Consider the following 22,545-nt stretch of genomic DNA (forward strand, 5'->3'; position numbering starts at 1 on the left):
CGGGTGAGGGAAGTTCAGCAGAGGGGGTCGAGAATGACCGAGCGGGCGAGATGGGCGGGCCGGTCGGGATCCCGGCCGGTGTTCTCCGCGAGACGGACCGCGAGCCTCTGGGCGAGGACGAGTTCGGCCAGCGGGTCCAGCCGCGGGCGGCGTACGTACGCCCCGGTGGCCGCGACCCGGCGGACGAGTGAGTCCGGCACGGGGGAGAGGCTCCACACGGCCCGGCCCCGGCGGGCCACGGCCATGGGGCCGTGCCGGTACTCCATGGCGGAGTACGACTCCGTCCAGTGGGCCGCGGCGCCGCGCACCTTCAGCGCCGCCTCATGGGCGACGCCCATGCTCCAGTCGGCGCCGAGGAAGGTGATCTGGCCGGCCCGGGTCAGCCCGCCCGGCAGCGGCGCGGTGAGGGCCGTGATCACATCGGCGAGCGCGCGGGCCGTGGGCAGTCCGAGATGGGCACGCAGCAGCATCAGTTCGGTGGTGGGGAACCGGGTCTGCACCACGGACCGTTCGTCGGCGTAGTCCAGACAGATCACATCGTGGGCCAGGGCCGCCGCCGGGGAGTCGGCGACGGCCGTGATCGTGGTGATACGCGCCGCGGCTCCGGCGCCCTTGAGCGCCGACAGGACCTCGGTGGTGGTGCCGGACCGGCTCAGGGCGAGGATCCGGTCGTAGGGCCGGAGCAGCTTCGCCTCGGACGCCGGATAGATGTCGGTGGCGCCGTGACCGGCGCCCTCGCGCAGCCGTGCGTAGGACTGGGCCATGAACAGCGAGGTGCCGCAGCCGATGACCGCGACCCGCTCGCCCGGAACGGGCAACGCGGCGGCGTGGAGGGGCATTTCGCGCACCGCCCGCTCCCAGCACTCCGGCTGTGTGGCGATCTCGTCGCTGGTGTGGGACATGATTCTTCCCGGAGACTTCGGGCGAGCCGAAGGTGAGCGATGCGTCGTCGGCATGCCACGGAGTAAATCGGCCGCTTTTGGTCGGGTCAATATCCAAAAGCTACGCAATTGTTATTTGTCCAAGCGTGCGAGCTCGGAAGTGAAAGCCCTTCCGGCGGCCCGCCGCCCCCCCCCCCCCGCCGACGGGGCATCGATCGTCTACCGAGGGGTTGCGGTATGGGGTGTTTCGTCTGGTTCTTTCGATTTGTCGGGTGTGAAGTGTATGCGGATGGTGAGGCCGCCGCCCTGGGGGTTCGCTGTTGCTTCGGCGGTGGCGCCGTGGGCGCGGGCGATGGCGGCGACGATGGAGAGTCCGAGGCCGACGCCCTCGCCGGGGGCATGGCGGCGTTCTTCGATGCGGCGGAAGGGCTCGAAGAGGAGGGGGGCGGTGGGGGCGGGGATGACGGGTCCTGTGTTGCTCACTTCGAGGCGGCCGTCGCCGGTGCGGACGGTGATGGTGCCGCCGGGGTGGTTATGGCGGATGGCGTTGTGCACGAGGTTGTGTGTGAGTCGTTCGAGCAGGACAGGGTCGCCTGTGGTGCGCAGGGGCTGGAGTTCAAGGTGGGGTGTGATGTGGTGTTCGGTTGCTTCGGGGGTGGCGGTGAGGACTGCGGCGTGGGCGATGTGATGGAGGTCGACCGGTTCCTGGCGTCGCATGCCCTGTTCGGAGGCGGCGAGGAGGAGCAGGCCTTCGATGAGGTGTCCTTGGTGTTCGGATGTTTCGATGAGTTTGGTGCGGATGCGGGCTACTTGTTGGGGGTCGGGGTTGCCGGCGAGACCGATTTCGGCGGCGGCGCGCTGGAGGGTGAGGGGGGTACGGAGTTCGTGGGCGGCGTTGGCGGCGAATCTCTGCTGGGCGTTGACGAGTTGTTGTATGCGGTCGAGCATTTCGTCGAAGGTGTCGGCGAGCACTTTCAGTTCGCCGGGTGGTGCGCGCAGGGCGATGCGTTCGTGGAGGTTGGTGGCCGAGAGGTGTCGTGCGGTTTCGGTGACGTGGCGTACGGGGCGCAGGACGCGGCCGGCCATCCACCAGGCGACGGCGACCGCCGCGGCGGCGAACGCGGCGAGGGCGATCAGGGAGACGACGAGCAGCTCGTTGAGGGCGGCGTCCCGCACATCATCGATGAACTTGACGGATGCCGCGTCGGCGGGCACCGGGGCCTTGTCGATCTGTCCGGTGGCGGGGCCGAGGAGGCTCGCCTCCGGAGTCGGCCCGGGTGTCGACGGCGAATCCTGGCGTTGACGGCCTTCCGCTTCAGGCCCGTGCGTGCTCGCTATCCCGGTCGAGGGGAGCCTCATCACCGCTCCGCCGATGCTGGTGTACAACCCCTGCCCCAGCAACACGTAGATCAGTGCGATGAGGCCGCCTCCGGCCAGCAGGAGCATCAGGGTGCACAGCGCGGTGAGGCGGGCGCGTTCGCTGCCCAGCGCCGGCGACCGGAAGAGTCGCGCGCCCTGTCCGAGGCCGTGGGACGACGGGCCGGGGCCGGTCACCGGTCGTCCTCCGCCGCGATGCGGTATCCGGCACCGGGGACGGTTTCGATCACATCGGGCGGGCCGAGCTTCGTCCGGAGCCGGCTGAGGGTGACCCTTACCGTGTTCGTGCGGTAGCTGATCTCCTCTTCCCACACCTGCTCGACAAGATCGTCACTGCTGACGACGCTCCCCGATGCCCGTAGGAGTGTTTCCAGCACGGCGAACTCCTTCAGGGACAAGCGCAGCGGGCGGCCGTCCCGTCGTGCCTGGCGCGCGGAGGTGTCGAGCACGATTCCCGCACGTCGGATCACGGGGGGCAGCATGGGGTTGGAGCGGCGGCCCAGAGCCAGGACGCGGGCCACCAGCTCCTCGTACGCGAAGGGCTTCGACAGATAGTCGTCCGCCCCCAGGGCGAGGCCCTCCACCCGTTCGTGGACCGTTCCGGACGCGGTCAGCATCAGGATGCGCGTGAGGAGCCCGCGCTCGACGACCTGCCGGCACACCTCGTCGCCGGGCAGTCCGGGAAGATCGCGGTCCAGGACGATCACGTCGTACGCGCCGAAGGTCAGCCGTCGCATCGCCTCCAGGCCGTCATTTGCCACATCGACGGCGAAGGCGTTCTGACGCAGCCCTTCCGCGATCATCTCGGCGAGGAATTCCTCGTCCTCCACAACAAGCACGCGCATGGATACCTGTGTACCCGAAGAACACCTTTCACGGGTGTTACAGCTTCGGTGAAAGCGATGAAACACACACTGCTGCCAATGTCTCCTCACCGTGCTCAGAACGCTCGTGCCCGGGAGGCGGTGGCAGTGCCGGGGACACCATGAGCCAGGAGCGGAAGGCCAAGATGAGCCGGTGATCAAGGTGACGGTGGAGTTCGACGCGCCGGACAAGGTCGCGGGTGTCGACAAGGCGCCGGTCACGGTGCTGCTCCGCCCTCCACGCCTCGTAGAAGCGTTGACGGGCCCGCATATCGAGTTTCGGCCAGGTTGATGAGGTAACCGTTCCGGCGATTCGCTTCCCACTAGGGTCACTTCGGCTCCACAGCCAGGCGCCGCACGACCATCGTGCGGCGCTTCACGGATCCGTCGATGGGACTGGTGTGAAGTGAAGATCAAATCTCGCCAACTGCTCAAACACTCACTGGTGGTGGCGGTCCGGCGTCGGCTCGCCGCCGCGGTGGGGGTGGCCGCCATGCTGGTGGCCGTCCTCACCGGCACCGCCGTCGGCCCGGCCAGTGCGGCGCCCCGGACGGCGCCGGTGGCCGCCGCCGCTGAGGCGTCCCCCGGGTGGGTCTGTCCCGGTACGCCCATACCCGAGGGCTGGGTGGTCACCAGCCGCGGGGCGAACGGCTGCAACGGCGCCGGTGCCTGGTACATACAGCCCGTGCAGGACGGGATCTGGGTCTGCGCCACCTCGCCGATCCCCACCGGCTATGTGATCACCCTCCACACTGCCAATGGCTGCAACAGCAACATCGACACCTGGTTCCTGCAACTGGCCCGCGACGGTCAGTGGGTCTGTGCGGGCTCACCGATCCCCTCCGGTTACGTGCTCACCGGCCACGTGAGCACTGGCTGCGGCAACATCGGCGTGTGGTTCCAGCAACTGGCCCGCGTCGGCCAGTACATCTGTCCCGGCGTGCCCGTGCCGCCCGGCTTCCGCACCGACGCCTTCAACGCGAGCATGTGCGGCGGCCTCGGGGGCTGGCTCCTGCTCAGCGCCTGATCCGGGCCGGATCCGCCGGAAGGCACCGCGTGTCGCGCGGTGCCTTCCGGCGTGTCGGCCACCCGGCAGACTCTCAACGTGCCCTCTAGCCAACGCGCGTAGACATCAGCATCATGGGGTTGCTTCGAGCGCACGACCATGCACGACCGTCCTGAACTTGACATGGACTTGTCAAAAAGTCCGAACGGAGAGAGGCGGCACGATGGCTTGTGGATCGACCAGCCTGTGGGCTGGTGAAACGAGCTGGTTCTGTTGCGGATCCTCGTGGGGTCCGTGCGGCAGCGCCGGTGGCGGCGCCTGCGGCAACTGCCGTTCGAGCGCCAACCACGGCGCCTGGCCCAACGCGTCACAGGCATGCTGGGACATCACCCGGCCCGACCTGTGCGGCGAGAACATTCCCAGACGCGGCTGCGGCGCCGTGATGAACGTCAGACACCAGTGTTCCGGCGCGACGGTGTGCATCACGATCACCGACTGCGGACCGCGTACCAAGGAGTGGTGCGGCGAGGCCGCCTGCTGCAACGGTGCCTGCCGCACCAACCGCGTCCTGGATCTGACCCCGGCCGCCTTCTCGGCCATCGGCAACCTCAGCTCCGGCAAGCTGCCGGTCTACATCTACGAGTGAGAAGGGACGCGGACATGACCTCTCGTCAGGAGGACCACCGCGGCCTGGGCCGCCGTCGCTTCCTCACCACCGCCGCCCTCAGCGGCGCCACCATCATCGGCGCGACCGCGCTCGGCGGCATCGACGCCGACGCCGCCTTCGCCGCCGAGCCGTCACTCGATCCCGCCATCGCGAAGTCCTCCTTCGTGGAGGGCCGGATCACCGGCATCACCGGCAGCGTCCTGGAGGTCGCCGGCTCCTACGGTGACCACGCGCGCGTCCAGATGACCAACGCCACCAGTGTGTGGAAGGTCCGTGCCACCACCGCCGCGGCGATCGAGATCGGTGACGGGCTCTACGCCCGGGGTGTGCCGATGCCCGACGGCACCATAGCCGCCGACGCGGTGTGGGTGAACATCGTGAACCTCGACACCCAGATCCGCGGCATCGCGAAGAACCGGCTCCACTTCGCCCACGGTCAGCACGAGGTCGTCGGCAACGTCCTTCCGGACACCACCAACGCCTCGTACGCGGGCCGCGCGCTCACGTCCGACCTGTCCCAGTTGCGCATCGGGCAGAGTGCCCAGGTCCTCGGGGCCTGGCGGCCGTCCGACAACTCCGTGGATGTCGTCCGTATCTCGGTCGGGCACTGACAGCGGGACCGAGGAGGAAGACGGAGAGATGCTCTCACTGACAACGGGCCTCGTCCCGCTGGTCCTTGCCGGTCTGCTGGGGTGGACCGGCGCGGTCAAACTGTTCAGCCGCGGCACCGTGCTCGGGGCGCCGAAGACGGCGCTGGCCCGCATGCTGAGCAGCAGCGAGCGAGCGGCGCTGGTGCTGCGCGGCGTCGGCGCCGGAGAACTGCTCATCGCCGCGGGGCTGCTGGCCGTACCGGCGAACCCGGTGCCGGGGGCGGCCGCCGCCCTTCTCGGCGCGGGTTTTCTCGGCTATCTCGGCTACGGGCGGGCGCTCGCCCCGGAGTCCTCGTGCGGCTGCTCGGCGAACGAGGACACACCGATCACCTGGCGCGCGTTCGCACGCGCCGCGGTGGTGCTGGCGGGCGGTGTGACGGCGGCCGTGGCGCCCGGCAGCTGGTGGTCCACGGTCTCCGGGCGGCCCGCCGGCTCGCTCGGATTCCTGGCCGCCGCCGCGGTCGTACTGATCGCGCTCTCGGCCGATCTCGACCGGTGGTGGCTGCTGCCGCTGCGTCGGGCGAGGCTGCGTGTCTTCGGGCATCCGCTCTTCGGCACCGGGGCGGGAGACCGGGTGCCGGTCGCCGCGAGTGTCGAGCTGCTGGAGAACTCGCTTGCCTGGCAGGCCGCTTCACCCGTGGTCCGGTCGGCTCTGCTGGACCACTGGGAGGAGGACGGCTGGCGCATTCTCCTGTTCTCGGGTGTGTACGAGACAGCGGAGGGGGCCCGGCCGGTCTCCGTGGTGTTCGCACTCGACGCCACGTCCAGCCGTGACACCCCCGGTGACCCCGTCGTCCGGGTCAGCTTCCTCGACGCGGACAGTGGGGAGCCGGTGGGAGCGGAACTGCTGAGCACGGTGCCGTCGCGGAAGGCGCTGCCGCTGGCGGGCTGACGCTGCCGGCGCAGCGGCCGGGGAGCGGGGCCGGGGGCGTCACATACGCTCCCGGGCCCGCCCCCTGTCCGGCCGGGGTGGGTGTTCGCTCTACTTCCCGGCTCCCGGAACTATGGGCCGTCCACATGGTCCGACACACCGAGGGCGCTGACGATGTGCGCCATGGCACATGACGCACCCGCCCCGGGGCGAGCCCATCGGAGGAGATCCATGCGTGTGAGAACTGGTGTCACCGTGCTGGCCGCCATGCTGATGGCCGTCACGGCGACCGGCGCCGCCCCCGCCCCCGTACCGGCCTCGGAGGCCGGTGCGGCGCCGTCCCACTGCGGCGCCCGTGAGCGTGTCTCCGTGCCCGGCGCGGAATTCCAGACCACGGCCTGTCTGCCGGACCTGACCAGCGCCGCGCTCGCCGGCACTCAGTACACCGACTCCACCGACTGGTCCCCGCTCTTCGCCAAGGGCACCCAGAACCCCTCGGGTGTGCCCGGTGTCCAGATCGACGGCTACTTCCCCGACTCCTCGCGGCTGAACGCCACCCACGGCTGGAAACACGACGCCCAGTTCGTGATCCGGCTGCCCGACCGCTGGAACGGCGGCCTCGTGGTGACCGGCGCGCCCGGCACCCGCAAGCAGTACTCGCTGGACCCGCTGATCTCCGACTGGGTGCTGGCCCAGGGCTATGCGTTCGCCTCCACCGACAAGGGGAACAGCGGCCCCGACTTCTACACGGACGGCACCCGGCCCGGTGACGCGGTCGCCGAATGGAACAGCCGCACCACCGAGTTGACCCGCGCGGCGCGCAAGACCCTCCAGCGCGCGTACGGACACGCCCCGCGCCGCACGTACATGACCGGCACCTCCAACGGCGGCTATCTCACCCGCTGGCAGCTGGAGAACCATCCCGAGCTGTACGACGGCGGAGTGGACTGGGAGGGCGTGCTCTGGACGGAGGGCGGCCCCAATCTGCTCACCTATCTGCCGACCGCTGTCGCGTACGGGGCGGGCGGCGCGGGAGCCGAGGACATGTACGCGGCCGGGTTCGCCCGGGGCAGTGAGTTCCTCTGGCCCTATCACCAGAGCGCCTACTGGGGGCTGACCCAGAAGGTCTACCGGGCCGAGTTCGACCCCACGTACGACCCCAACTGCCCGGGTGCGTCGGCCGGTTCGACGACCGCGGAGATCCTCGCGCCCTGCGCCTCGGACGCTTCGTACGACTACGCGGCCCGGCCGCGCTCCGTCCACCGGGCCGTCGAGCGCGTGTCGCTGACCGGCAAGATCGGCAAACCCATGATCACGCTCCAGGGCTCGCTGGACACCCTGCTGCCGATCGCCACCGACTCGGACGTCTACACAGGCATGATCGACGACCAGCACCGGGCCCGGCTGCACCGCTATTACACGATCGAGGGCGGCACCCATGTCGACGGGCTCTACGACACCTACCCGGACCGGCTGCGTCCGATCCTGCCCTGCTACCGGAGCGCGTTCGAGGCACTGACACAGTGGGTCGAGCGCGGTACGGCCCCACCGGCGAGCCGTACCGTCCCGAAACCCGCCTCCGGCGACGTCGTGAACTCCTGCGCACTGCGGTGAACCCGCCGGACCGCCGTCAGGCGGGCAGCCCCCACCGGAGGGCCGGTTCGTTGGGTGTGACGGGGCGGATGGTGAGATCCGGGGAGTCACCGGCCATGGTGATGAGCGCCGCCTCACCCTTGCGGAGGGGGATGCGGATCTCGCCCTCGCCGGTTGGCTCGTACCTCATGGGCCGGCCCCGGCCGTCCCGGACCTCGATGGCTCCCGCCATGCCGTGGCGTACGACGCACGTGGCGCCGGCCTCGCTGGTGAGCCGTACCCAGCGGGTCGCGCCCTTCTCCCGTACCGCGCTGAGCAGGAAGGCACCCTGGGTACGGAAGTCGTGTACGGCCAGATCGCGCCAGGCGGCGGGCAGCGCCGGGAACACTCTGATCGTGCCGCCCCAGGACTGGCACACCATGTCGTGCAGCGACTGGGCGGCGGACAGCGGGGTCTCGATGACCGGGCCCGACTCCTTGTACATGGTGTTGGGCTGGATGAAGCGCGTCATCAGCTGACCGAGATAGCTGAGCGCGTCCTCGCCCTTGCCGAGGAGCGCCGACATGGAGGCCGCGCCGGTGAATGTGTAGCCCTGGAGGGCTCCTTCGAAGCCGACCCAGTGGGCGAGCGATGTCTCGATCAGCGCGCGCTCGTCCGCCGTCCGGCCCGTGACCTCGTACAGCGGATAGACGGCGAGCATGTGCGAGTAGTGGCGGTGTGACTTGGCGAACGGCACCCCGGCCCCGATCATGTAACCGTTGCCGTCGACCGGGTACGGGGTGAGCTTGGCCAGCACCTCGCGCCAGCGGCTCGCCAACGGGTCCCGCTCGCCCAGCAGTTCGGCCGAGTCGAGGAGGGTACGGCAACCCCAGCGCAGCAGCATCAGGTCGTAGTTGCAATCGGGCGAGTTGACCCCGTACTCGGGGGAGAAGGTCGCCGGGAGATGCAGCTTGCCGTCGGCGCCGGGGGTCAGGAAGTGCAGATAGTAGTTGACGGCCTTGCGCAGCAGCGGGAAGAGGACATCGCGCAGGATGGTCTCGTCCATGGTGTGCCGGTAGCTGAGCCAGACGTTGTGCAGTGCCCAGGTGAGGTTGCCGACCTCGGGGGTGGGCGGGTCCTGGCCGGGGATGCCGACGCCGTAGCCCAGATCTCCCGACGTGGCGCCACCGTTGACGAGCCGCGGGTCGGTGGTGCGCGGAATGCCGTACGAGTCGCCACGGTAGGGAGTGGCGACCTCCGCACCCAGCTGATCCCGGAACTCGCTCAACGCACGGGTGACGGCGTCGAGTTCGAGATGGTTCGAGCCGTGGATCAGCCAGTACTCAAGCTGCACGTTGAGGTTCCACCAGGTGTTGGGCCAGGGCGTCGGCTCCAGCCACGGCCCTGAGGTCGCCATCACCGGCGCGTCCTTGCGGGCGGCCGCCGCGACCTTGTAGAGCTGGATCCAGTAGAAGCGCTGCAACCGGGCGTCGGGCAGTGACAGGAAGCCCTTCCGGTAGTAGCGCTGCCACCACGCGCGGTGGGGGAGCGCGTGCACGTCGTACGGCACCGCCCGAGCCTTCCGCACGGAGCGCAGCGCACGGTCACGGGCGGTGGTCGCCGGGTGGGAGTGCGCGACCGTCGCATAGAGGGTGCGCCTGCCGTGGCGGGCCACTTCCTGCCAGGCGGTGACATGCTGGCCGCCCGCGAGCAGCGGCTGCACGGCGGCGGTCACGTCCCCGTGTCGCTCGATCGTGGCCGGTGGATTGGCCACGTATCCCTGAGGGATGGGCTTGGACGCGGCGCGCGGGCTGATCGCCACGGCCGGGTGGAAGACCCAGCGAAAGCCGCGCTCTCCCTCGCTGGGCGTGACCTCGACGGCGAGCAGGTCGGTCGAGGAGTGTACGAAGGCGTGCAGTGTCAGGGAGCCCGCGGTGGTGGTGAGGGTGCCGGTCAGCTCGGCGTCGCGCAGCCGCAGCCGCCAGTCGAGGCCGGTGATGGTACCGACGGGCTCCAGTGTGAAGTAACCGATCGGCAGCCGGGCAAGGCCGAAGAGCGAGCCGAACTCCGGCCGGTGATCCTGGACTTCGGAGTGCTGGACATTGAAGCGGACCGCGTTCGCGCCCGGTTCGGCGTAGATGCCGGAGCCGAGGAAGCCATTGCCGAGGAACGGGCCTTCGTACCAGGTCGTGGGCATCCGCTGCCATACGGGGTCGGCGTCGTCGAGGACGGTGCGCCAGGCGTCCGGGGATATGTGCGGTTCCACCGGCGCGTTCCGTGGTGCTCCGGATTCTCCGGCGGCGGAGACGGTCTGGGCCGACGCGGCCGTGCCGCCTCCCACGACCAGCGCGCCGCCCCACGCGGTACCTGTGGCGAGCAGGGTCCTTCTCGACGGATCTGGTGCAGTGGACATGATGCCTCCCGGCGGCTCATACGAAGAGGGGTACGCACACTTGCCGTGCTGTCACGGGGGCCCGGGTGCGTCCGGGCGCCGACGACGTCGCTAGGCCCTGTCCGGCCCTAGCGCGACACGCATCAGCGGTCGCAGCTGGTGCGGCCCTGATGCCAGCGGCACGCCACCGCGGCGAAGCCGCCGTCCGCTACCACCGGTACCGAGAGCCGCGCATCGCCGCGCAGCGTCCTGCCCTCGCGCACCAGGCCACCGGGGCCGTCGGTGACCGTCTCCACCAGCCACGTGCCGTGGCCGAAGCGCAGCGGGACCTCGGCGGTGCGGGCCGACCCGGCGAAGATGCCGCCGATGAACCAGCGTTCGGCGTCGCGCCGGGCCAGGACCGCGCCCTTGCCCGGGTCACCCGCCAGCAGCTTCGTCTCGTCCCAGGCCGCCGGGATCTGTTCCAGGAAGCGCCGGGCCTCGGGGCGTTCGTCGTACGACTCCGGTGTGCCCGCGAGGTTCTGGATGCCGGACTCGTAGAGCACGGACAGCCCCAACTCGCCCGCGTCCGAAGCGGCGTTGGGGCGCTCCGCGCGGTGGAAGGCGCCCGGCGTGTAGTCCATCCCGCCGATGACATTGCGGGTGAAGGGGAGCGTCGCCAGGTGCTCCGGGGTATTGGTCTTCTTCTCCTCGCCGTTGACGCCCTCCATCGTCATCACCTGCGGCCATGTGCGGTGGATGCCTTTGGGGATCGTCGAGCCGTGGAAGTTGACGAGGAGATGGTGTTCCGCGGTCCCGGCCAGGATCGTGTCGTACCACCGGAAGGTCTCCTGCGCCTCGGAGTCCATGAAGTCGATCTTCACGCCCTTGACGCCCCACCGCTCCAGCGTCGGCAGCCACCGCTCCCGCTCCTCGGGGGTGTCGAGGTCACGGTGGTGGATCCAGACCTGGATGCCGACGCCACGCTCACGGCCGTACCGCACGAGCTCCGGCATCCAGCTGTTCGTCTGCCAGCCGGGGTCGGTGACGTCCCACTGGTCCGGGTCGAAGTACCAGCCCGCGTCGACCACGGTGTACGGCCAGCCGCGCCGGGCCGCGTAGTCGACGTACGCCTTCTGCCGCTCCAGGCTCTGCCCAGCGGGCCTGCCTCCCGCGAGCCAGGTCCACAGCGCGGGCCCCGGCTTGATCCACGAGGTGTCACGGACCTTCGAGGCGGGGGCGAGGTCGTCGACGAACGTGGACTCGGTGACGGTCGCCAGATCGCCGGTGATCACAGCACGCCAGGGAGTGGTGAGTGCCCCGTCGACCCGCACCCGCTCGTCCCAGAGCCCGACACGGTAGGTGGCCGACCCCGCGTCGTGCACGAGGCGCGCGCCCGAGTAGGTCCCGGTGAGGTCGGACTCGGCGACCAGCGCGTAGCGGTCACCGGCCCTGAACAGCGCCTGCATCATGTACTCGCCGGCGGGGGCGCCGGCCGCGTCGTACTGGACGAACAGATTCTCGTTGTCCTTCCGGTACCTGCCGAGCCAGGCCGCCGAGCCCGCGGGCAGCGTGAACGCGGAGGTCTCACGGACCACATCGCCGGTGTCGGCGGGCAGCACATAGCGGTACGCGACACCGTCGCCGGAGACCCGCACGAGCAGATCGAGCCTGGCGCCGTCCGCGGTACCGAAGCGGAAGCGCGCCTCGGTCATCCGGGCGCGGCGGGCGCGGTCCTTGCCGACGGTGGTGCGGTACGACTCGGAGACCTGACGGTCGGTGCGTCCGAGCAGACGCAGCCCGGCCGAGAGGTCGGCTCTCTCCGTGACGATGCCGAGGGGAGAGGGCGCGATGACGGTCCGCCCGTCGTGGGTCACCTCCAGCGACGGGCTGCCGTCGGCGGGATCGAGTCCCAGTACGGCACCAGGGCCGTGCCCGGCGTGCGCGGACGGGGCGGATACCTTCCAGACGGCAGGCTCGGCGCCGGCCGGCAGTGCTGCCAACAGCACTGCCGCGAGCGCGAGACACAGCGTCAACACAGTGGTGCGGATACGGACATGGACCGCCATCGCGGAGCCACCCTCCTCCAGTCATCGGATGAATCGGAGCGTGGCGGAGATCTGAGGGCGTGTCAATGTACCTGACAAGCAATTCATCGGGTGGCTGCGATGCGGCCGCGTCTTCGGGGCGGCGTGGCCTCACCCCAGCAGCAGAGACCTGGGCTGGGCGGAGAGGGCCTGATCGAGGACCAGGGACGCCGCTCCCACCGCGGCCACGTTCTCGCCCAGCGTGGTGGAGACGACCGTCGTCGGATGGGTCGCCCTGACGAACGGGGAGCGTGCGACCATCGGCTCGATGGTCGCGAGAAGACGGGGGGCGAGCACGAGCCATGTCGGTCCGCCGAAGACGATGGCCTCGACGTCCAGGAGCGTCGCCGCCGCGCAGACCCCCCGGCCGACGCGGATGGCAAGGCGCTCGATGATGCCGTCCGCCTGTGCGTTCCCCTCGGCGGCGAGCCGCGCCAGCCGCACCAGACCGTGCTGGGCGTCGGCCGGATCCAGCACCGTGTACTCGGCACCGAGAACACCCAGCGCGATGGCCTCGTCGACGAGCGTCCGTGTCGAGCAGGCCGCGCCGAGCCCACCGACCTCGCCCGCGTTCCCTGAGACGCCGCGCAGCACGGTGTCGTCCACCACCAGCCCCATCCCGGAGCCGGTGCCAAGATAGAAGAAGAGCAGGTTGCGGCTCTCGGTGGCCGCCCCGGCCCAGCGCTCCGCGACGACCGCGGCCGTGACGTCCTTGTCGAGGAGCGCCGGGAATCCGGTCGCCTCGCTGAGCCGGTCACGCAGCGGGTAGCGGCCCCAGCCGGACAACTCCGGAGGATCGACCACCCAGCCGGCGGACGCGTCTATGGGCCCCGGCGCGGCGATGCCCAGGCCCAGCACCCGCGCCTCGTCGATCCCCGACTCCGCCACGAGCGAGCGCACCGAGGCGGCCATGTTCGCGACAGTCCCGTCCGTGTCACCGCCGCTCGGGGTCCGCCGGCTGCGATGGCCGACGATCGTGCCGAGCAGATCCACCAGGACACAGGTGATCACGGCGGGGTCGAGATGGACTCCTACCGCGTAGCGAGAGGTCGGGACGATTTCGAGGAGGGTGCGGGGTTTCCCGTTGCCGGTGTTCTGCTTCCCCGATTCACGGGCCACGCCCTGGTCGAGCAGCCGGCGGGTGATATTCGAAACGGTCTGCGCGGACAGGCCGGTGGCCCGCGCGAGTTCGACCCGGCTCAGGCCCGCCGGGTGTCTGCGGATCGCGTCCAGGATCACGGACTCGTTGAAGTCCCCCATGCGCGGCAGATTGGTGCCGCGCCGGATCGTGCCCTTCTCGGGTTTCCTCGCGTTGGTGGTCAAAGTACCTCTCCCGGCCTCGGGGAGCGGCGGCTGTGCCGCACAGCCGCCGCTCCCCGGGCAACAGATCGATGGAACGGGGAACGGGGTACGGCGCGGGGGCCGTACGCGGGACGCGCCGTGCTCAGCCGCCCGTCGGATCGAGCGACCGCGCCCGCTCCATGGCGGGACGCAGACGCAGGGTACGGATCTGGAAGGGCCGGAACCTGAGATCCACGGCCCCTTCGGCGGACCCGCGTGTCAACTCCTGATCCGGCTGCTCCAACAGGTCGCAGTCGAAGGCGGCGGTGAGGGGGAAACCCGCGGACAGACGTGCCGAGACCGCTCCGCCGCACGCTTCGTACAGCCGGACCACGAGGTCGCCGCTGCGGTCGTCCGCGAGCTTCACCGACTCCACCACGACGTCGGTGGTGTCGACTTCGACCAGGGACCGGGCGTCGGCCGGGGCGGGACGCAAGGGCAGGTTCAGCGCGTAACCCCCGGCGATCGCCTCCTCGATCCCCACCCCGGCCAGCAGCGCGTAGCTGAAGCTGTGCTCGCCGCGGTCGGCCTGCGGATCGGGGCTGTGCGGGGACCGGAGCAGGGAGAGCCGCACCGTCGTGGTGGTTCCGCCGCCGTCCCGGGTGTCGCGGCGGACGTCGTGCCCGTAGGTGGAGTCGTTGAGCAGGGCGGCGCCCCAGTGCCGCTCGCCGACGTGCACCCAGCGGTGCGCCCACAGCTCGAAGCGTGCCGCGTCCCAGCTCGTGTTCTCGTGTGTGGGCCGCTGCACATGACCGAACTGGATCTCGGCGCTCTCCCGTTCCGCGTGCACGTCGAGCGGCCAGGCCGCCTTCAGCACGGTGTCGCGCTCCTGCCAGTCGATGTCGTTGCGGACGGTCACCCGCCGGCTCTCCGCGGCGATCTCGATGTGCTGGACGAACCGGGAGGCTCCGTGGGCGCGCTCGACCCGCACCGACGCCAGCAGCGGTCCTTCGTCCACGAGGGTCACCGACTCGGCCTCGTCCAGATCGCGCACGGTGTCGCGGTAGTACGAGTCGATGTTCCACGCCGACCACAGATTGGGGTCGTCGGGGTGGAGCTGGAGGAGGTTGCCCGCGGCGCCGGGAGCGATCGCCTCCCGCGCCGCGGAGTGGTCGTAGACCGAGGTCAGCAGGCCGCGCCGGTCCACGACGACGGTCAGTACCCCGTTGTCGAGGACGAAACCACCGTCCCGGGCCGTGGCCGTGACGGCGCCCCGGGGCGCGCCCGCGGTGCCGCCGGAGGCCAGCGGAGCGACCTCGGCCAGGATCGCCGTGCGCCCGTCCGACAGGCGCTGCCCACCGGCGAACCCGCCGTCGGCGACGACGGCGACCTCACGGCGTGCGTACGGTCCGGCGTTGAGGAGCGCGGAACCTCCGGGCAGGTGGCCGACCGCGCCGGCGATCAGCGATTCGAGTTCGGCGTGGATCTCCGCGTACTCGCCCTCGGCCTGCCGGTGCACCCAGGCGATGGACGAGCCGGGCAGGATGTCATGGAACTGGTTGAGCAGGGCTCGCCGCCACAGCGACTCCAGACGCTCGTACGGGTAGGGCGCGCCGGCCAGGACGGCGGCGGTGGCGGCCCAGAGTTCGGCCTCACGCAGCAGTGCCTCGGCACGCCGGTTGCCGCGCTTGGTGCGGGCCTGACTGGTGTAGGTGCCGCGATGGTTCTCCAGATACAGTTCGCCGCGCCATACGGGGAGTTGGTCGCGTTCGGCGCGGGCCGTCGCGAAGAACGTGTCAGGTGCCTCGACCACGACCCTGGGCGAGCCTTCGAGGTCGCGCAGACGGCGGGCCTTCTCCAGCATCGAGCGGGTGGGCCCGCCGCCGCCGTCGCCGTAGCCGAAGGGGACCAGCGAGCGGGTGGCCACCCCCTTGTCCGCGAAGTTGCTCTCCGCGTGGGCGAGTTCACGACCCGTGAGCGACGCGTTGTAGCTGTCGACGGGCGGGAAGTGGGTGAAGATACGCGTTCCGTCGATGCCCTCCCAGTCGAAGGTGTGGTGCGGGAGCTTGTTCGTCTCGTTCCACGAGAGCTTCTGGGTGAGGAACCACCGGGCGCCGGCCAGCTTGGCGAGCTGGGGATAGGCGGCGGTGTATCCGAACGAGTCGGGCAGCCACACGCCGTGCTGCTCGACGCCGAACTCCTCCGCGAAGAAGCGCCGCCCGTAGACGAGCTGGCGGGCCAGTGCCTCGCCGCCGGGGAGGTTGCCGTCGGCCTCGACCCACATGCCGCCCACCGGTACCCAGTTCCCGTCGGCCGCCGCCTTCTTCATACGGGCGAAGATCTCCGGGCGCTGTTCCTTCATCCACGCGTACTGCTGCGCCGAGGAGCAGGCGAAGACCAGCTCGGGGTACTCGCCCGCCAGCGTGGTCATGTTGGTGAACGTACGCGCGCACTTGCGGACGGTCTCCCGGACCGGCCACAGCCAGGCCGAGTCGATATGGGCGTGGCCGACCGCGGAGAGGGTGTGCGCCGAGGCGTGCGCGGGCCGGGACAGCACCTCGGCGAGCCGGCGCCGGGCCTCGGCCGCGGTGTTCGCCACATCGCCCGGGACGATGGCATCGGCGGCGCGGCGCAGCGCGTAGAGGATCTCGTGGCGACGGGCCGAACCGACAGGCAGCTCGTGCATCAGCTCGTCGAGCACCTCGATGTCGTGGATGAGGTGCCATACGTCGTCCTCGCGCACCGCGATCTCGGCCTGTTCGAGCCGGTAGATGTGCGCCGTGCCCGCGGTGTCGAGTGAACCGTGGTGGATGTGCAGCCCGGCGCTGGCGACGATGGGCGGGTTGGCGGCCAGCTCGATCAGCAGGTCGACCCGGTCGCCGGCGGTGGCGGATTCGGCGAGGAGCACGGTGCGGCTGTACGGATGCAGGCCCTGGAGCGGAGCGCCCTGGGCGTCGTGGACCAGGCCCTCCGCCTGACCGCCCGGCCCCTTGGTCAGGTCGAACCCCAGGTCGAAGACGGCCTCGACCCGGCGCCCGGACCACTCCTCGGGAATCTCCGCGCTCGCCCGCATCCAGGTCGTCGCCCAGGGGCCGCCCCAGGTGGCGCCGAGCGTGAAGGGCTCGTAGTCGGCGTGCAGGGCGTCGGCCACGGGGACGGGTTCGCCGTCGACGTGCCAGGCGCTCAGGGTGAGGGGACGCGCGGCGCTGTAGAGGGCGGGACGGATCACCCGGTCGAGGAGCTTGCGGATCCGGGTCTCGATGATCCGGCGGTCGTCATGCACGGTGCTGGTCCTTCCAAAGGCCGTACGCGGTGGGGGACTCGGGGTCGGGAGCGGGCAGCCGGACGGTGTCCCGGGCGCCGTCCGGCCAGGTCACGTCCACGAGCAGGGTGGTGTCCTGGGCGCGGGTGGTGACCTCGGGCAGGGCGCCGGGGCCGGTGCCGCCGAGGTGGACGAGCGCGATGTGGACGGTGCCGTGGGCGACGGGTCCCCCGGTCTCCACGACGGGGGTGGCGGACACGGCGCCGAGGGCGTTGCTGTCGGTGCCGGCCACCAGGGAGGAACGGGGCAGCCGGTGGGCGCCGACGATGACGGAGACCAGACCGCCGGCGCCCTCGACCCGGGCGGTCTCACCGTCGACCGGGCCGGAAGGGGGTGCGGACGACGGATCGACCGCGAGCGCCCAGCCGCCGATACGCAGTACGTGTCCGGTCCCGGGATCGCCGTCGACGCGTACGGCCCGTACCTCGACCGAGCCGCGCAACGCCGAACCGACGGTGATCCAAGGGCCCAGCGTGTAGCGGGTGTCGGGGCCACCGAACGGGTCCCATGTCCCGTCCTCGGGCCAGTGCGCGCGGGACCGCGAGACGGCCGTGGCACCGTCCACGGAGATCCTGGTCGCCGGACGCCGGTGCGAGGCGCGCCCCGCCGCGTCCAGCAGGACGACCGCGTTGTCGAGCGGGTCGGCCTCCCCGCAGGCGCCAGGGCCCGCGGTGGGGTCGCCGGGGGTCTCGGGCGCCGTGTGTGTCGAGTAGGCGAACCGCGCGTAGCAGGGGTCGTCCGCGTGCGGTCGGGCCGGGTCGGCGTGGTCGCCGCCGTGGTTGACGACGCGCACGACACCGTCGGACGCGGTGCCGGAGACGAGCCAGCCGGGGGCGGCCAGCGCACGGGTGAAATCGGCCTCCTCGACGGCGAGCGAGGTCAACTCCTCGGTCCAGACCGGATGCCGCGGCGGCAGGGCGAGGCCGATGAAGCCCTTGCTCGCCCAGTACGGCGACCCGGGCCCCGAGTAGACCTGGAGGACGCCGCGGAAGGGCCGGTGCCAGCCGAGGGTGAGCAGGCCCCGGGCGTCGGTGGCGCCGTGGGCGGTGAAGTGGCCGAGCATGCGGTTCGCGATCGCCCGGGTTTCCCCTGCCGCCAGAGGCGTGGCATCGAACAGGGCGCCTGTCCACAGTGACGCGAGTGCGGCGTGCCGGTAGGTGAGGGAGCGCCCCTGGACGAGTGGCGAGCCGTTGGCCCCGACCAGGAGCCGCTGGTCCGCCAGGAAGCGGCGGAGCCGGGTCCGGTAGCGGTCGAGGAGCCCGACGGGTGCGGCGTCGCCGAGGATGCGGCAGAACCACAACGGGTACAGGTGCATGGCCCAGCCGTTGTAGTGGTCGAAGTTGCGGTGTTCCCCGCCGGTGAGCCCGTCGGAGTACCAGCCGTCGCCCGCGTACCAGCCGTCGGTCAGCGCGATGACCCGGTCGAGGTCCTGTTGGCGCCACTGCCCGCCGACGGTGCGGGCGAAGGCCTCGGTGACGCCCTGGAACCAGACCCAGTTGTTGCCGGGCATCGGGTCGCCGGCCATCGGGGCGAGCCAGTCGAGGACCTGGCTCCTGACCCGGTCGTCGAGGCGGTCCCAGATCCAGGGCCGGGTCTCGTGCAGCGCGAGCGCGATGGAGGCGGCCTCGACCTTGGCCTGGTTGCACTCCGCGAAGGTGGGCCAGCGTTCCGGGTTCTTCGGGTCGGTGCCGGCGGCCAGGCCCGCCGCGTACCATCCGGCGAGGTCGTGCGGGTCCGCGCCCGCCGCCCCCGCCAGCCGGAAACCGGCCAGCAGGAACGTACGGGCGAACCCCTCAAGGCCATCGCTGTGCGCGCCGTTGTGGCTCGCCGTACCGGGCAGGTGGATCAGCTCGTGCCCGGCGCCGGCGTACGGCCGGACGGCGAGCAGCATACGGTCCGCGGTCTGTTCCCAGTGGGCGCGGTCCTCGGCAGGGGTGCGGTTCATCGGTGGCGGGCCTCCCACGCCTGCTCGTACTCGGCGCGCATCTTGTCGCCTGCCTTCGCCCGCCAGTTCTTTACCGCGCTGTCCCACTCACCGGGGGCGTTGCGGCCCTGCATGATGCCCATCCGCAGGCTGTCGAGCGTCGCGAAGAACAGCTTGGACATCTTGGCGTCCGTCGCCGAGTACAGCGCCTCGGCGGGATTGGGGATCAGCCGCTTGACGGCTTCCTTCTGGAAGGCGTACTGGTCGGGCACGATCTCCGGCTTCTGCGGGTAGTAGAGCGTGAACGGCGAGTCGGTGGCGAAGATCGTCGGCAGGTAGGTCTCGGCCGTGCCCTTCGGTGTGGGGATCGGATCCGGTCCCTTCAGGGTGTGATCGGGACCCCGCACGCCGTACTTGCGCAGCAGATATCCGTCCGTGCCGAAGGGGGTGGCGAGCGCGTTCATGGCGCGCAGGATCTGCTGGATGCGCGCCCTGGGGGCCTTCTTGATGATGAGCGTGGCGTAGTTGGCCCGGCCCTGCCACTGGCCGCCGGTGGTGCTCTCGTCCCAGTCGGGCGGCATCATGTACCCGATGTCCAGTCCCTCGGAGACGGGCCCGTACGTGGTGTAGAGATCGTTCCACGCCACGGGCGCGTCGGGGTGCATGACGATCTGACCGTTGCCGAACCACTCCTTGAACTTGCCCTTCACGGCGAAGGCGTCCGGGTGCATGACGCCCGCCTTCTTGAGCTGGTTGACCGCGTCCATGGCCTGCTTGCACTCTTCGGTCTCGAAGTGGTGCGTGAACCTGCCCCGCTCCTCACGCCACCAGTTGGGCGCGCCCAGCATCTGCATCACGAGGTTCCACGTGGTGACGGGGTCGCCGAGAGCGTACTGGTGGGCCTTGGGGTCGGTGATGTCCTTGCAGAGCTGGACGAACTCGCGCCAGGTCTTCGGGTTCGGGTCGAGGTCCTTCTTCCGGAACAGGTCGAGCCGGGTGTAGACGGGGCCGCCCGAGACCGGGCGGGGCATCGGGAGGGCGTAGATCCCGCCGTTGCGCACGCAGGGGCGCCAGGAGTCGGTGGGGATGTTGGCGAGGTACGGATAGTCCCGGATGTTGTCGCCGGACAGGTGCGGGGTGAGGTCCTCGAAGAGGCTGTACAGCATGTCCGGGGTGGCGGCGCTGTTCTGGTCCGGGGGCAGCATCAGCATCGCGTCCGGCAGATCGCCTCCCGCGAGGGTCACCGCGAACTTCTGCGGATAGTCGTTGACCGGGGTGATCGCGAAGTTGATGTCGCAGCCGATGTACTTGTTGAGGGCCTGCCACATCACGTTGTTCTCCACCGGCGGCGGCACCGGGTTGAAGATGAGGTTCATGATGTCGATGGCGGGGCCCATGGCGGGCGGGCCGTCCGGGAAGGCCTTGGGGGGATCGGCCGGGAAGTGCTGGTAGCCGGCGGAGACGCCGTCCTGCGTGGCGGGCATCGATGTCGGCACGCCCTTGTACTGGATGTACGTGGGCAGCTGCGCGTTCGCGTTGGCCAGATGGGCCGGCCTGGGACGGAAGTCGCCGCAGCCGGTGAGGGCCAGACCCGCTCCGACTCCGATGGCCGAGGCGAGGAAGCCGCGGCGATTGAGTGATGGCTTCATGGTCATCCCTTCACCGCTCCGATCATGACGCCCTTGTTCATGTGGCGCTGAACGAAGGGGTAGACGAGCACGATCGGCACGATCGACAGTACGAGGATCGCCGCCTGCAGCGACTGGGCGGGCGGCACCGGTGCCCCGGCGGCGACGTCGATCTGGCCGCCGCTGAGTGCGGAGTTGTTGACGACGTAGGTGCGCAGCACGAGCTGCATGGGCCACTTGGAGGCGTCGTTCATGAACAGCAGGGCGTTGAAGAAGGCGTTCCAGTACGTCACGGCGTAGAAGAGGCCGATGACCCCGATGGACGCCTTGGACAGCGGCATCACGATCTTGGTGAGGATGGACCACTCCGACGCGCCGTCGATGCGAGCGGCGTCGATCAGCTCGCGGGGCAGGCTCATGAAGAAGGAGCGCAGCACGATCACGTTGAACGCGTTGACCATGGTGGGCAGGATCAGCGACCAGTAGCTGTTGATCAGGCCGAGCTGCTTGACCATCAGATAGGTCGGGATGACACCCGGCACGAACAGCAGGGACATCAGCAGCAGCATCAGCACCGGCTTGTGCCCGAAGGAGCCGGGCCGGCTCAGCCCGTACGCCAGCATGACGGAGGTGGCGAGGCTGAGAGCGGTGCCCGCCACGGTGACCCCGACGCTCACCATCATGGCCTGTGACACCAGGCCGCCGGAGAGCAGCGCCTTGTACGACTCGAAGGTCGGGCTGTCGGGCCACAGGACGAAGCCACCGGCCTTGGTGAGCTGGTCGGGGGCGGCGATGGAGGTCGAGACGATCGCCAGGAAGGGCAGCACGACCAGGAGCACACAGACCAGCAGAAGCAGCGACTTCAGGGCGCGCCACGGCGGGGTGCCCGGGCTCTCGCCGGGGATGGCGCTGTAGGACCTGCGCGGCTTGCCGCCGCGTACGGGGCGGGTGGGAGACAGCGTTGTCATGACCGGTAGACACCTTCTTCGCCGAAGAGATGGGCGACCTTGTTGGCGCCCAGCACAAGCAGGATCCCGATCACGCCCTTGACCAGGCCGACGGCGGCGGCCACGCCCCACTGCCCGCCGATGATGCCGTTGTTGAAGACGTACGTGTCCAGCACCTCACTACTGTCCAGGCCGACGGCGGTCTGCTGCAGCAGGATCTGCTCGAAGCCGACGGACAGGGCGTCGCCGAGGCGGAGGATGAGCAGCAGGATCACCAGGCCGCGCAGGGCGGGCAGGGTGACGTGCCAGGTCTGCCGGAAGCGGCTGGCGCCATCCATGGCGGAGGCCTCGTACAGGTTGCTGTCGACGCGGGAGAGGGCCGCCAGGAAGAGGATGGTGCCCCAGCCGGCGTCCTTCCAGATCACCTGGGAGGTGATGAGCGTCTTGAAGAAGTCGGGGTTGCCGATGATGTTCCAGGTACCCAAGTCCTGGGCCTGCAGGAACAGGTTGAGCATGCCGGTGCCGCCCAGCATCTGCTGGAAGAGGGCGACGATGACCACCCAGGACAGGAAGTGCGGCAGGTACAGGACGTTCTGCACCCACTTCTTGATCCGCTCGCTGACCAGGCTGTTCAGCGCGAGCGCCAGCACGATGGGCACCGGGAAGACGAACACGACCTGGATCAGGGTGAGTTCCAGGGTGTTGACCAGCGCCTTGAGGAACTGGTCGTCGCCGTTGAAGATGACGTCGAAGTTGTCCAGCCCGCTCCAGGGGCTGTGCATGATGCCGATGAACGGCTGGTAGTCCTGGAACGCGATGATGTTGCCCAGCAGCGGGATGTAGTGGAAGAGGAGCAGTACCACGATGCCCGGTATCAGGAACCAGAACAGGGCCATGTCCCGGCGGCGGCGTGGCCGCGGCAGCCGGCCCTTGTCCGCCTGCCCGGCCTTCTCGGCGGGGCGGGCGGCGGGTTGGTCGAGCGTTGTCATGATGTGTAGCCCTTTCACCGGGAGGCGGGCGTCGTCGGCCACTCCCGGGTCAGCAAGTCATGCGGAGGTGAGAGCGGCGGTCCGGCCTCCTTGTCTGTTCCGGCGTATG

17 protein-coding genes are annotated in these 22,545 nt (G+C 70.1%); 6 read left to right on the forward strand and 11 right to left on the reverse strand.

Annotation, left to right across the window (positions count from 1 at the left end; all coding sequences use genetic code 11):
• Positions 1 to 14 precede the first annotated feature (14 nt).
• From ACFRKB_RS06035 to ACFRKB_RS06045, 3 genes are all read right to left on the reverse strand, one after another.
• Positions 15 to 902, reverse strand: a complete 888-nt coding sequence (locus tag ACFRKB_RS06035) for an SIS domain-containing protein (protein ID WP_383103672.1) — start codon at positions 900 to 902, stop codon at positions 15 to 17.
• Between the two features lie 198 nt (positions 903 to 1,100).
• The gene (locus ACFRKB_RS06040; RefSeq protein WP_383103673.1) at positions 1,101 to 2,435 is read right to left on the reverse strand and encodes a sensor histidine kinase; all 1,335 of its coding nucleotides are present in this window, start codon (positions 2,433 to 2,435) and stop codon (positions 1,101 to 1,103) included.
• A complete protein-coding gene (locus ACFRKB_RS06045) occupies positions 2,432 to 3,103 on the reverse strand; it encodes a response regulator transcription factor (RefSeq protein WP_383103674.1) in 672 nt (223 codons plus the stop codon). Before ACFRKB_RS06045 ends, ACFRKB_RS06040 begins: the two co-directional genes overlap by 4 nt.
• A gap of 172 nt (positions 3,104 to 3,275) precedes the next feature.
• Between ACFRKB_RS06045 and ACFRKB_RS06050 the strand changes: the two genes are divergently transcribed.
• The 6 genes from ACFRKB_RS06050 (at position 3,276) to ACFRKB_RS06075 (ending at position 7,929) form a co-directional block, all read left to right on the forward strand.
• On the forward strand, positions 3,276 to 3,413 hold the full coding sequence (locus ACFRKB_RS06050) for a hypothetical protein (RefSeq protein WP_383103676.1): 138 nt from the start codon (positions 3,276 to 3,278) through the stop codon (positions 3,411 to 3,413).
• A gap of 114 nt (positions 3,414 to 3,527) precedes the next feature.
• Entirely contained in the window at positions 3,528 to 4,148 is a 621-nt protein-coding gene (locus ACFRKB_RS06055) for a hypothetical protein (RefSeq protein WP_383103677.1), read from the forward strand.
• Between the two features lie 421 nt (positions 4,149 to 4,569).
• A complete protein-coding gene (locus ACFRKB_RS06060; protein ID WP_326613926.1) occupies positions 4,570 to 4,773 on the forward strand; it encodes an RlpA-like double-psi beta-barrel domain-containing protein in 204 nt (67 codons plus the stop codon).
• Positions 4,774 to 4,787: 14 nt separating this feature from the next.
• Positions 4,788 to 5,405, forward strand: a complete 618-nt coding sequence (locus ACFRKB_RS06065; protein WP_365975078.1) for a cell wall protein — start codon at positions 4,788 to 4,790, stop codon at positions 5,403 to 5,405.
• A gap of 28 nt (positions 5,406 to 5,433) precedes the next feature.
• Positions 5,434 to 6,336, forward strand: a complete 903-nt coding sequence (locus ACFRKB_RS06070; RefSeq protein ID WP_383103679.1) for a MauE/DoxX family redox-associated membrane protein — start codon at positions 5,434 to 5,436, stop codon at positions 6,334 to 6,336.
• Positions 6,337 to 6,546: 210 nt separating this feature from the next.
• Positions 6,547 to 7,929, forward strand: coding sequence for a tannase/feruloyl esterase family alpha/beta hydrolase (locus ACFRKB_RS06075; protein WP_383103680.1), 1,383 nt, complete (start codon positions 6,547 to 6,549; stop codon positions 7,927 to 7,929).
• 16 nt (positions 7,930 to 7,945) lie between these two features.
• On the opposite strand, the gene ACFRKB_RS06080 is transcribed toward ACFRKB_RS06075, so the two are convergent.
• The 8 genes from ACFRKB_RS06080 to ACFRKB_RS06115 all read right to left on the reverse strand — a co-directional run bounded on the left by ACFRKB_RS06080 (position 7,946) and on the right by ACFRKB_RS06115 (position 22,436).
• Positions 7,946 to 10,300, reverse strand: a complete 2,355-nt coding sequence (locus ACFRKB_RS06080) for a glycosyl hydrolase family 95 catalytic domain-containing protein (protein ID WP_383103682.1) — start codon at positions 10,298 to 10,300, stop codon at positions 7,946 to 7,948.
• Between the two features lie 122 nt (positions 10,301 to 10,422).
• A complete protein-coding gene (locus ACFRKB_RS06085; RefSeq protein ID WP_383103683.1) occupies positions 10,423 to 12,327 on the reverse strand; it encodes a glycoside hydrolase family 97 protein in 1,905 nt (634 codons plus the stop codon).
• A gap of 129 nt (positions 12,328 to 12,456) precedes the next feature.
• Complete coding sequence (locus tag ACFRKB_RS06090; protein ID WP_383103904.1) at positions 12,457 to 13,605, reverse strand: ROK family transcriptional regulator; 1,149 nt, start codon at positions 13,603 to 13,605, stop codon at positions 12,457 to 12,459.
• 184 nt (positions 13,606 to 13,789) lie between these two features.
• Complete coding sequence (locus tag ACFRKB_RS06095) at positions 13,790 to 16,909, reverse strand: alpha-mannosidase (RefSeq protein WP_383103684.1); 3,120 nt, start codon at positions 16,907 to 16,909, stop codon at positions 13,790 to 13,792.
• Positions 16,902 to 18,893: a DUF2264 domain-containing protein gene (locus ACFRKB_RS06100; protein ID WP_383103686.1), complete on the reverse strand. Its 1,992-nt coding sequence runs from the start codon at positions 18,891 to 18,893 to the stop codon at positions 16,902 to 16,904. Before ACFRKB_RS06100 ends, ACFRKB_RS06095 begins: the two co-directional genes overlap by 8 nt.
• Positions 18,890 to 20,521, reverse strand: coding sequence for a substrate-binding domain-containing protein (locus ACFRKB_RS06105; RefSeq protein WP_383103687.1), 1,632 nt, complete (start codon positions 20,519 to 20,521; stop codon positions 18,890 to 18,892). The genes ACFRKB_RS06100 and ACFRKB_RS06105 overlap by 4 nt, the downstream gene beginning before the upstream one ends.
• 2 nt (positions 20,522 to 20,523) lie before the next feature.
• The gene (locus tag ACFRKB_RS06110; RefSeq protein WP_383103688.1) at positions 20,524 to 21,468 is read right to left on the reverse strand and encodes a carbohydrate ABC transporter permease; all 945 of its coding nucleotides are present in this window, start codon (positions 21,466 to 21,468) and stop codon (positions 20,524 to 20,526) included.
• Positions 21,465 to 22,436, reverse strand: a complete 972-nt coding sequence (locus tag ACFRKB_RS06115; RefSeq protein WP_383103690.1) for an ABC transporter permease — start codon at positions 22,434 to 22,436, stop codon at positions 21,465 to 21,467. Before ACFRKB_RS06115 ends, ACFRKB_RS06110 begins: the two co-directional genes overlap by 4 nt.
• Between the last annotated feature and the right edge of the window lie 109 nt (positions 22,437 to 22,545).

Source organism: Streptomyces scopuliridis (genome assembly GCF_042790125.1).
Lineage (GTDB): Bacteria > Actinomycetota > Actinomycetes > Streptomycetales > Streptomycetaceae > Streptomyces > Streptomyces scopuliridis_A.